This is a genomic window from Allobosea sp. P1_A7, assembly GCF_056406775.1.
Genome location: NZ_JBFTZN010000200.1, coordinates 1 through 10,876, shown reverse-complemented (window position 1 = coordinate 10,876; position 10,876 = coordinate 1). Strand labels below are relative to the sequence as shown.

Annotated in this window: 8 protein-coding genes and 1 pseudogene; 2 read left to right on the top strand and 7 right to left on the bottom strand. The window is 66.3% G+C overall.

Going from position 1 to position 10,876, the window contains the following annotated elements:
• Positions 1-223 (top strand): annotated as a pseudogene (locus AC1D34_RS26855) (tRNA epoxyqueuosine(34) reductase QueG); the annotation flags it as partial.
• A complete protein-coding gene (locus tag AC1D34_RS26850; RefSeq protein ID WP_441490423.1) occupies positions 220-1,086 on the top strand; it encodes an SDR family oxidoreductase in 867 nt (288 codons plus the stop codon). The pseudogene AC1D34_RS26855 and the gene AC1D34_RS26850, both read left to right, overlap by 4 nt.
• 7 nt (positions 1,087-1,093) lie before the next feature.
• On the opposite strand, the gene olsB is transcribed toward AC1D34_RS26850, so the two are convergent.
• From olsB to msrA, 7 genes are all read right to left on the bottom strand, one after another.
• Positions 1,094-1,957 (bottom strand): l-ornithine N(alpha)-acyltransferase, encoded by an 864-nt coding sequence (gene olsB, locus AC1D34_RS26845; RefSeq protein ID WP_476825838.1) that lies wholly within the window; start codon positions 1,955-1,957, stop codon positions 1,094-1,096.
• 188 nt (positions 1,958-2,145) lie between these two features.
• Complete coding sequence (locus tag AC1D34_RS26840) at positions 2,146-4,248, bottom strand: ATP-binding protein (protein ID WP_441490422.1); 2,103 nt, start codon at positions 4,246-4,248, stop codon at positions 2,146-2,148.
• 113 nt (positions 4,249-4,361) lie between these two features.
• A complete protein-coding gene (locus tag AC1D34_RS26835) occupies positions 4,362-5,900 on the bottom strand; it encodes a YifB family Mg chelatase-like AAA ATPase (protein ID WP_441490421.1) in 1,539 nt (512 codons plus the stop codon).
• A gap of 69 nt (positions 5,901-5,969) precedes the next feature.
• Entirely contained in the window at positions 5,970-8,135 is a 2,166-nt protein-coding gene (locus AC1D34_RS26830) for a TRAP transporter permease (protein WP_476825836.1), read from the bottom strand.
• 162 nt (positions 8,136-8,297) lie between these two features.
• A complete protein-coding gene (locus AC1D34_RS26825; protein WP_441506421.1) occupies positions 8,298-9,272 on the bottom strand; it encodes a TAXI family TRAP transporter solute-binding subunit in 975 nt (324 codons plus the stop codon).
• A 165-nt stretch (positions 9,273-9,437) separates the two neighbouring features.
• The gene (locus tag AC1D34_RS26820; protein ID WP_476825837.1) at positions 9,438-9,917 is read right to left on the bottom strand and encodes a TIGR00645 family protein; all 480 of its coding nucleotides are present in this window, start codon (positions 9,915-9,917) and stop codon (positions 9,438-9,440) included.
• Between the two features lie 190 nt (positions 9,918-10,107).
• Positions 10,108-10,764: a peptide-methionine (S)-S-oxide reductase MsrA gene (msrA, locus tag AC1D34_RS26815; RefSeq protein ID WP_476825835.1), complete on the bottom strand. Its 657-nt coding sequence runs from the start codon at positions 10,762-10,764 to the stop codon at positions 10,108-10,110.
• Between the last annotated feature and the right edge of the window lie 112 nt (positions 10,765-10,876).

The window sequence follows — 10,876 nt, the reverse complement described above, 5'->3', positions numbered from 1 at the left end:
GATCGCCATCGGCAATAGCGGCCGGCCGGATCTTGCCGCGAGCGCCGAGCGGCTGATTGCGGACGCTTCGCCGCTGGTGCGCGCCATGGCCGCCTGGGCCTTGATCCGGCTCGCGCCCGAGCGTGCGCGCGGCCTTGCCGAAGCCGCGCTGTCTGGCGAAGCAGATCCTGACGTCCGCCAGGAATGGCTTGCCTTTCTCTCCGCTCCGGAACCCGTCGCATGAAGCTTGTCATTCTTGGTCTCGGCTACTCCGCCGGGTTCTTCGCGCGTGCGGCGCAAGCCGAGGGCTGGGAGGTCACCGGTACGGTCCGATCGGCCGAGAAGGCGGGGCGTCTTAGTCGCGAGGGCTTGCATACGCTGGTCTATGACGGTTTTGCGGTATCCCGCCCCTTGGCCCAGGCCGTCGCCGAGGCTGACGCGGTCCTCGTCTCGGTCCAGCCCGATGACGAGGGCGATCCGGTTCTGAACGGACTCGGCGAGGCGCTGGCTGCTGCGCCGAACCTGCGCTGGATCGGCTATCTCTCCACCATTGGAGTCTACGGCGACCACGGCGGTGCCTGGATCGATGAAGGCGCCGAATGCCGGCCGACGAGCCGACGCTCGAAGCAGCGCCTCGAAATCGACGAAGCCTGGCTTGCCCTGGGCGAGCGCAGTGGCAAGCCGGTGCAGGTATTCCGGCTCTCCGGCATTTACGGTCCCGGGCGCAATGCCATCACCAAGCTCCGCGCCGGCACCGCCAACCGCCTGATCAAGCCTGGCCAGGTCTTCAATCGCATCCATGTCGACGATATCGCCGGCATCCTGCTGGCTTCGCTGGCCAGGCCGCGAGCGGGCGCGGTCTACAACGTCACCGACAACGAGCCGGCCCCGCCACAGGACGTGATCACGCTTGCCGCCGAACTGACGGGTCTGACTCCGCCCCCCGAAGTGCCGTTCGATCCGGCAAAGCTCTCGCCCATGGCTGCGAGCTTCTACGGGGAGAACAAGCGGGTCTCGAACGCCCTGGTGACGCGCGAACTGCGCTATGAGCTGCGCTACCCCACTTACAGGGAGGCGCTGCGGGCGCTGGCGTCAGCAGGCGAGTGAGCGTTGCTCAAGCCGCGTAGCGCTGCCCTTCGTCGCCGAGATAGTCGAGATAGCGCCGGTCGATCGCCGAGACCGGCACGATGACCAGCACATCGGTGGTGCCGAACTGCTTGTCGACGACCGCACCGGAGCCGAAGCGGGCGCCGAGCCGGAGGTAGCCCTTGATCAGCGGCGGCAGCAGCTTCAGCGCCGCCTTGGCATCGACCTCTTCGATCGGCAGCCGGTCCATCGCAATATGACGCTCCGGGCGCGCCGTGGCGGACCACTCGCCCTCGGCGCGGGCGTGGTGATGCAGGAAGCTCAATGGCAGCGCCAGCGCATCCGGGTCGGTGCCGTCAAAACTCGCGCAGCCGAACATCGCATCGATGCGATGGTGCCGGACATAGGCCCAGATGCCGTGCCAGAGCAGTTCCACCGTCTTCTTGGTGCGATAGGGCTTGAGCACGCAGGAGCGGCCGAGTTCGAGGAAGCGCAGGCCGCGGTGGCGTTCGATCATTCCAGAAAGATCGAATTCCGATTGGGAGTAGAAGCCGCCAAGCCGCAGAGCCGACCCTTCGCGCATCAAGCGATAGGTGCCGACGACCTTCGGTTTCAGACCGCCGAACCGGCCGCGCGCCGAATGGTCGATGACGAGGAGATGGTCGCACGCCGCGTCATAGCGATCCGCATCGCGGCGGAACATGCGGGCGACGACATCCGGCTTTGCGGACATCTCCTGGTAGAACACCCGATAGCGCAGTCGCTGCGCGCGCCAGATCTCGCGCGGGCCGCGCGCCAGCCGCACTTCCAGCGAGCCGGAGCGGCCGAGCGTTTCGCCCAGGTGATCCTGCTTCCGACTGAGGCGGCGTACGGTGTCGCCGGTGATCAGCATGAGTGGGGAGAAGCGCGACAAGAGAGGGTGGCCCGCTGGCAGCTGATTTGCCGGCTGTCGTAGGCCGCGCAACATGTCGAAGGCCATTGTCCGTCTCGTCCCTGTGCCGTCGAATCTGCAGTTCGCCAGGCTAGTCCCGATGTTCCTACGGGATCGCGACAGAACTGCGTCAGAGTTGTGACTGTCCGTCAAGCGCGGAGTGTGACGCGCCTCGCCCCGGTGACACGCGCGATCCAGGCGCGAAGCGCCTCTCGGGCCAGTGGTTTAGCCAGGCAATCATTCATTCCGGCGGCCAGCGCGGCTTGCCGATCCTCCTCGGCGACATTGGCGGTGACCGCGACAATGGGTAGCAAATTTGGCCGCCCGAGCGAGGCCTCCAGGGCGCGAATCCGACGAGCGGCTTCCAATCCGTCAAGCTCCGGCATCCGGATGTCGAGCAGAATGAGATCGAAGGGCGCGCGCTTGCCCGTGAGCCCGGCCTCGATGAGAGCGACCGCTTCACGCCCGTCCCGAGCCCAGACGGCCGTGCAGCCGAGGCGTTCAAGGGTCCGTGTCACGAGCAGACCGTTGATATCGTTATCCTCGGCGATCAACACCGTCAGTTGAGGCGGACCGGGGTCCTTGGTCTGGATCGGGGTCACCCCCCGGGGCGGCAGAGTCTCCTGCCGTGGCCGAGCGGGCGGTGCAAGCCGCTCATAGAGCGAGCGGGCGCGGACCGGCTTGACGAGAAAGCCGGTGAACCCGCCAGCGAGCGGTGAACCGAATTGGCGGCGCTCAAAGGGAGACATCAGGATCAGGCACTCGCCGACACCGGCCTGCCGGGCGGCAGCAGCGACGGCGCGCGCTTCATCGACCCCGATGGCCTGGTCGATCAGGGCGGCATCGAAGCGCCGTGCGCCCGCGAGCAGCGCGAGCGCTTCTGTCACATTCCGGGCGCGCATGATCGATGCGCCGGCGATCTCCATGGTTTCAGCGAGATAGTCCGGGCCGAACGGCGCGGCGGATGCGATCATGATCAGCTTGCCGCGCCACTCCGGCAGTACTGTAACCCGCACCCCTGCACCGCCCTCCGGAAGCGGCAATGTAACGCGGAAGATCGCGCCCGATCCCGGCGCATTTTCAGCCGTGACCGAGCCACCCATCAGGGTCACGAGCCGGCGCACGATCGCGAGCCCGAGACCGGTGCCGTCATGACGACGGGCCGCAGAGCTGTCGGCCTGTTCGAATTCCTCGAAGATCGCCTGCAATCGCCCTGGCGGAACGCCAGGACCGGTATCGGAGACGCTGATGGCGATGGCGTCGCCCGCGCGGGCGACGCGAATGCCGACACCGCCGCTTTCGGTGAACTTGATCGCGTTGCCGACGAGGTTGAGCAGGATCTGGCGCAGCCGGTCGCGGTCTCCGATCCAGTGCGAGGCGAGATCCGGTGCGAGGAAGGTCGCAATCTCGAGCCCCTTGGCTTGGGCTCGTGGCGCCATCAATTCGCTGACCGTCTCGACCAATTGGCCGAGATCGAAGCGCTCCTCGGCGAGTTCCAGCCTGCCCGCTTCGACCTTGGCGAAGTCGAGGATGTCGTCGACGAGGCCGAGCAGGGCTTCGCCCGACGTCCTGAGTGCCCGGACATAGGTGGTCTGCTCAGGGTCGAGCCTGGTGTCGTTCAGGAGGTCGGCCATGCCGAGAATTCCGTTGAGCGGCGTCCGGAACTCGTGACTGACGGTTGCAAGGAACCGCGACTTTGCCTCGTTGGCGCTCTCGGCGCGGCTGCGCGCCTCCTCCAGCGCCTGCTCGCCGGCGATCCGGGCGGAGATATCGCGGCCGACACGCTGCAGCACGGTCTTGCCGAGTGCGACCGGCACAATGGTCTCGACCCAGGAGATCCAGCGCTCGCCTCCCTCGGGCGAAGCAATGCATTCGTCGAAGATCCGCGTGCCGTCGGTCAGCGCCTGCGCAGGTCGGCTCTCGATGACGCGTGGTGCCGTGCGGCTGCCGATGATCTCGGCCTCGTTCGCTCCGAGAAGGGCGGCATAGGCCGCATTGGCGTAGACGATGCTGCTTTCGTTCCGGCGGACGATCAGATCGCCCTGGGCCTCGATCAGGCTGCGATAGCGCTCTTCGCTGTCTGCCAACGCCCAGAGACGATCGGTCAGCTTCTCCAGATCCTGGGTCATGTCCAGCGCTTGCTCCACGACGCGGTTGCGTGCGCGTAGCTGCATCACGGCGGCGACGCCGGCCAGAACGGTCAGCAGGCTGGCGAGAACAGCCCAGACCACTGGGAAAGATGGAAGTTCCATGATGCCAGTCTAGTATTCGTCCCCTTGAGAAAGCGTTCGCGCGCGAACGCTGCTTTCGCGATCGTTTGAATGAGTTCGTTAACCTGGCGGCACGGATGCGGCACTCTCCGACGTCATGCGGCCTGCGCCACCTGATCGATGCGTGAACGGTAGGATAGCGCCTCCGCGAGATGGACCCGGCCGATCTTCATCTCGCCGTCGAGATCGGCAAGTGTGCGCGCGACTTTCAGAACACGATGGTAGCCGCGCGCTGTCAGCTTCAGGGCCTCGGCGGCGTCGCGCAGGAGCGAAATGCCGGCATTGTCCGGCCGGGCGATCTGGTCGAGCACGGGCGCGGGRCAGGCGGCGTTGGTCGCGATCTCGGAGAGGCCGAGCGCCTCGAAGCGCGTCGTCTGCACCTGGCGCGCCACGGCGACCCGGGCCGCGACCTCCGCCGAGCCTTCGCTGTTGGCCGGCAGAAACAGGTCGGTTGCGGTTACGGCCGGCACATCGATGACGATGTCGATGCGGTCGAGCATCGGACCTGAGATCCGGGTCTGATACTGGGCCATGCAACGCTCGTTCGGCTGCCGCCGGCAGGCATAGCCCGGTTCGGTTGCCTTGCCGCATCGGCACGGGTTCATTGCGGCGACAAGCTGGAATCGCGCGGGGTAGATGGCGCGGTGGTTGGCCCGCGAGATCAGCACCTCGCCGGTCTCCATCGGCTGGCGCAGCGCGTCGAGGGCCTGAGCCTGGAACTCCGGCAATTCATCGAGGAAAAGCACGCCGTGATGGGCGAGCGAAACCTCGCCGGGCTTGGCCTGCAGGCCGCCACCGACGAGTGCCGCCATCGAGGCCGAGTGATGCGGCGCGCGAAAGGGGCGGCGATCGGTCAGCGCTCCCTCGGCGAGATGCCCGGCGACGGAATGCACCATCGAGACCTCGAGCAGTTCGCGCGGCGAAAGCGGCGGCAGGATCGAGGGCAGGCGGCTCGCCAGCATCGATTTGCCGGCACCGGGAGGCCCGTTCATCAGGAGATTATGGCCGCCGGCGGCGGCGATCTCCAGCACGCGGCGCGCGCTTTCCTGGCCGCGAATATCGGCGAGATCGGGCAGGGGCCCGGATTGCCGGGCCACGGACGGCACTGGCCGGGCCATCACCTGCGTACCCTTGAAATGGTTCGCGAGCTGGATCAGCGAGCGCGGATTGAGGATATCGACATCGGCGGCAGCCCAGGCGGCCTCCGGGCCGCAGGCGGCGGGGCAGATAAGCCCTTGTCCGCGGGCATAGGCGGCCATCGCTGCTGGCAGGACGCCCGCGACGGAGGTGATGGAGCCGTCGAGCGCAAGTTCGCCGAGGACTGTATAGCCGGCGAGCGCATCGGCAGGGATCGCGCCGATGGCGGCCATGACCGCTAGTGCGATCGGGAGATCGTAATGGCTGCCCTCCTTTGGCAGATCGGCCGGCGCCAGATTGACCGTGATGCGCTTGGCCGGCAGCGCCAGTCCCGATGCGATCAGCGCGGCACGCACTCGCTCGCGGCTTTCCGCCACCGCCTTGTCCGGCAAGCCGACCAGAAGGAAGGCGACGCCGCCCGCTGTGACCTGGACCTGCACGTCGACGGCGCGCGCCTCGATGCCCTCGAACGCAACCGTCGCGACCCGCGTGACCATCCGCGCCTCCCTGTTCCCTTGGGGGAGGCTAGCGAATGCTCAGCTCACTGGCAAGAACATATCGGGAACTCAGGCCGGCGCCACGCTGGCCCGCCGCGCCCCCACCTGACGCAGCAGGACGGGGGCTGCGATGACGAGCCCCGCCAGGACACTGGCCGGGGTCGCCAGGATCATCGGCAGGGCGGCGATGCCGACGACAACGCGTTCCCACATTGCCAGCGGGGCCAGGAACCAGCCGGCGAAAGCGGCAGAGAGGAAGGTGATGCTGGCGATGCAGGCCGCGGTCGAGCCGATCAGCTCGGTCCAGGTGAAGCCCGGCGCCATGATCAGCATCGAGGGAGAAAACACGAAGACGAAGGGTACCAGCACCTTGCCGAGCGCCAGCCGGAAGGCGGTGTTGCCGGTCTTGAACGGATCGGCGCCGGCCATGCTCGCTCCGGCATAGGCTGCGATCGCGACTGGTGGGGTCACATCGGCGAGGACCCCGTAATAGAACACGAAGAAATGCGCCACCAGCGGGTTGACGCCGAGCAGGCCGAGCGCCGGCGCGGCCACCGTCACCATGATGATGTAGTTCGCCGTGGTGGGCACGCCGCAGCCGAGCAGGATGCAGACGATGCCGGTGAGCAGCAGCGTGAAGAACAGCGTCGCCGACTTGATGTCGAAGGGCAGGAACGGCACGAGATCGAGCACGCCCTTGGCCCATTGATCGGCGAGCGAGGTCACGATCCAGGAGATCTTGAAGCCGACGCCGGTCAGCGTCACCACGCCGACGATGATGCCGACGGTCGCCGCCGCCGCGCCGACGCCAATGGCGTATTTGGCGCCGAGGATGAAGGCATCGACCATGTCGTTCATGCGCCGGCGCCCCTCGTCCGAGCGCATCAGCACGCCATGCGCCATCACCGCGAAACAGGCGAGCGTGAAGGTCGCGTTGACGCCGGGCACGCGCAGGAACTCGGTTGGCGCGGCAAGGCCGATGGCGAGCGCGAAGGCGAGGGCCGAGGCGGCGCGATACTGCGCGAGGCCAACCAGCATGCAGCCGGTGATGCCCCAGAACGCGGCAAGATACGGCGTATAGCCGGTGAACAGCACCAGGATCAGCGCAAAGAGGGGCGCGATCGTCGGCCAGTCGCGGGCAAAGACCTCGCGCAGATTCGGAATCTCGGCATCGGTCAGGCCGCGCATGCCGGAGCGCTTCGCCTCGAAATGCACCTGCATCAGCACGCCGAAGAAATGCATGAAGGCGGGGATGATCGCGGCGATGACGATCGTCGCATAGGGCAGGTTCAGGAATTCGACCATCAGGAAGGCGGCGGCGCCCATGATCGGCGGGGTGATCTGCCCCCCGGTCGCGGCCGTCGATTCGACGGCTGCCGCAAAATGGCGCTGGTAGCCGAGCCGGATCATCATCGGGATCGTCAGCGAGCCGACCGTCACGGTATTGGCGACGGAGGAGCCCGAGATCATGCCGAACAGGGCCGAGCCGAAGATCGAGATCTTTGCCGGTCCGCCGGCGAAGCGCCCGGCGAGCGCAGCCGCTACGCCGAGGAAGAGCCGGCCGAGCCCGATCCGCGTGGCGAGCACGCCAAACAGCACGAAATGGAAGACATAGGTTGCGACCACGCCAAGCGCGACGCCATAGACGCCCTGGCTGGTCAGATAGAGATGGTTGACGAGGGTCGACCAGGTCGCGCCCGGGTGCAGGAAGATGCCGGGAAACCAGTTGCCGAAGATCGCGTAGACAATGGCGAAGAGCGCGATCATCGGCAGCCCCCAGCCGATCGCGCGCCGCGTCGCCTCGATCATCAGCACGATGGTGATCGTGCCCATGACGACGTCGAGCGTAGAGGGATTGCCGACGCGGAAGACCATGTCCTCGAAGATCCAGGGCACGTAAAGGCTCGAGATCGCCACCGCGACGGCGCAGATCCAATCGTAGAGCGGCACGCCCCCCGGCCGCCGCAGCGTCGAGGCGTGCACCGTCTGGGCATCGCTCTTGCGGGCCGAGAACACCAGGAAGATCAGGCTGAGCACGAAGGCGAGATGGATGCCGCGATGCGTCGTCTCGCGCAGCAGTCCGAAGCCGGCCGTGTAGTAGTGGAAAGCCGAGAGTGCGAGCAGCAATCCGCCGATGATCAGCGAGGTGCCATGCGGCACCTTGCGGAACTGCATTTCCGGATCGAGTTCTTCCTCGAGCTTGGCGAGTTCGGCGGCGGAGGGCTGGGTTGTCATGTCAAAACTCAACGGCAAACCCCTCTCCCGGATGGGGAGAGGGGCAGGGGTGAGGGAAAGCGAGGTCTGAACGGGGAGGATTTGCCGGAGGCCTCTCGCGTGAGGCCTCGCGCCGTCTCCCTTGGCCCCTTTCCCATGCGGGAAAGGGGAGGTCGCGGCGGCTTACTTCAGTAGCCCGGCTTCCTTGTAGAACTTCTCGGCGCCGGGATGCAGCGGCACGCCCTGCAGGCCCGACAGCGCGGTCTCCTTGCGGATCGCCTTGCCCTTGGCATGGCCGGCATCGAGCGCGGCGCGGGCCTTGTCGCTCCACAGGGCCTTGGTCACGGCATAGACGGTGTCGGCCGAAACCTTGGCGGAGGTCACCCAATGCGCGCCGACGGCGACGGTCTTGATCGCGCCGACATCCTTGTACGTGCCGGCCGGGATTTCGTCGGCGGCGAAGAAGGGGAACTCCTTGGAGAGCTTCTCGGCCTGCGGTCCGGAGATCGGCAGGATGTCGATGCCCGAGCCGGTCGAGGCCAGCTCCGAAATCGCGGCAGCGGGGAAGCCGCCGGTGAAGAAGAAGGCGTCGACCGAGCCGTCCTTCATCTTCTCGGCTGCCTGGTTCGGCTTGAGGAATTCGGCCGAGATGTCCTTCTCGGTAATGCCATAGGCGTTGAGGATCGCCTTGGCGTTGAGCAGCGTGCCGGAGCCCGGCTCGTCGAGCGAGACCTTCTTGCCCTTGAGATCGGCGACGCTCTTCACATTCGAGGCCTTGCGGACGACGAGATGGACCGACTCGGGATAGAGGTTGGCGATCGAGCGCAGATCGGCGACCTTCGGCTTGCCCTCGTAGACGCCGGTGCCGGAATAAGCCCAATAGGCGACATCAGCCTGGACGAAGCCGGATTCGGCCGCGCCGCCGACGATCGCATTGACATTGGCGACCGAGCCGTTGCTGGCGACGGCCGTTGCGACGAGCTGCGGCGGCGCCGAGATCGCATTCGCGATCAGGCCACCGATCGGGTAGTAGGTGCCGGCCGTGCCGCCCGTTCCGATGCGGAAGAAGGCTGGCGCCTGGGCAAAGGCGAGGCCCGCTGCAAACGCAACGCCGCCGAGCACAAGACCTGCGGCCGCAAGTTTCGATCTGAAAGTCATGGTCATGTCACGGAAGCTCCCTATGAACCCGGGAGTGTTCGCAGCTTTTGCCGGCTGATCAAGTGCGCGACTGGCAATGCCGGCGCGTTTTGCACGCAGGGCGCGCAACAGTGTGGCTAATTCGGGGCAGAGCGGGTCGCGGCCCCCGGTGCAGCGCGGCCCGTCTCAGTGTCCGTTTGCACCGCCGGCCTTGCCCTGCGCATCGCCGGAAATCCGGTCGCTGAGGGCCATCAACAGGCCCGAGCTGACGAAGACGAGATGGATCGCGACATACCACATCAGGTCGCGGTCGCTGGTGCCCTTCACGTTCATGAAGGCCTTCAGCACCTGGGTGGCGGAGATGGCGACGATCGAGGAGATCAGTTTCAGCTTCAGCCCGGAGAAATCGATCTTCGACATCCAGTCCGGCCAGTCGCGATGCGCATTGGTATCGATCTTCGAGACGAAATTCTCGTAACCCGAAAAGATCACGATCACGATCAGGGAGCCGGTGAAGGTCAGGTCGACCAGCGCCAGCACGCCGAGGATCACGTCCGCTTCATTGGCGGTGAAGACATGGCTCAGGACGTGGAACGCCTCCTGCAGCGCCTTGATCAGCAGTCCGGCGAGGGCCAGCACGAGCAGGATGTAGAACGGGGCGAGCAGTCAGCGGCTGGCGAAGAGGATGGATTCGGTCGCCACCGAGGGCCGATGAACGGGTCCGTTCCCGGCTTCCATCTCGCGCTCGCCCATCGTCCTGCCCCTGCGTGATCGTCTCGACGCTTCTTGCCATGATGCGAAGAAGCCCCGCAAGCGAGCCTGCGGGGCCTCCTTATCGGTTCGGGGCTGGGCGTGATCAGGCGTCGACGCCGACGCCGATCTGGCAGGCGACGCCGGTGCCGCCGAGGCCGCAATAGCCTGCTGGATTCTTGGCGAGATATTGCTGGTGGTAGTCCTCGGCGAAATAGAAGGCGGGCGCGTCGAGGATTTCCGTGCTGATCGGTCCGTAGCCGCGCGAGGCGAGGGCGCTCTGGTAGTCTGCCTTGCTGCGTTCGGCAGCCAGCTTCTGTGCCTCGTCGAAGACATAGATGCCGGAGCGGTACTGGGTGCCGACATCATTGCCCTGCCGCATGCCCTGCGTCGGGTCGGGATTCTCCCAGAAGGTCTTGAGCAGGGCCTCGTAGGAGAGCCTGGCCGGGTCGAAGACCACGAGCACGACTTCGTTATGCCCGGTTAGCCCGCTGCACACCTCCTCATAGCTCGGATTGGGTGTGATGCCTCCGGCATAGCCGACTGCGGTGACCCAGATACCGTGCTCGATCTGCCAGAACTTGCGTTCAGCCCCCCAGAAACAGCCGAGGCCGAACAGGGCCTTCTGCATCCCGGCGGGATACGGGCCCTGCAACGGGCGGTCGTTCAGGAAATGGCGCTCGGCTGTCGGGATCGGCTCGGACCGGCCGGGCAGGGCCTCGTCCGGGCTGGGCAGGGTCGTCTTCTTGCGCAGGGAGAACATGATCGGCTCCATCCTCCAACAGTTGCTCCCGAGATAAGCATGGCGCCGCCGTTCCGACAGGCGCTCGCCCTGCATGGCCCTTCACCGTCGCGTGACGATACCGACCTGCGGC

Excerpts from the sequence above, each read along its gene's own strand:
- AC1D34_RS26825 (WP_441506421.1), bottom strand. The coding sequence starts at position 9,272 with ATGACTTTCAGATCGAAACTTGCGGCCGCAGGTCTTGTGCTCGGCGGC.
- AC1D34_RS26850 (WP_441490423.1), top strand. The coding sequence starts at position 220 with ATGAAGCTTGTCATTCTTGGTCTCGGCTACTCCGCCGGGTTCTTCGCG.
- AC1D34_RS26840 (WP_441490422.1), bottom strand. The coding sequence starts at position 4,248 with ATGGAACTTCCATCTTTCCCAGTGGTCTGGGCTGTTCTCGCCAGCCTG.
- olsB (WP_476825838.1), bottom strand. The coding sequence starts at position 1,957 with ATGCTGATCACCGGCGACACCGTACGCCGCCTCAGTCGGAAGCAGGAT.
- AC1D34_RS26830 (WP_476825836.1), bottom strand. The coding sequence starts at position 8,135 with ATGACAACCCAGCCCTCCGCCGCCGAACTCGCCAAGCTCGAGGAAGAA.
- msrA (WP_476825835.1), bottom strand. The coding sequence starts at position 10,764 with ATGTTCTCCCTGCGCAAGAAGACGACCCTGCCCAGCCCGGACGAGGCC.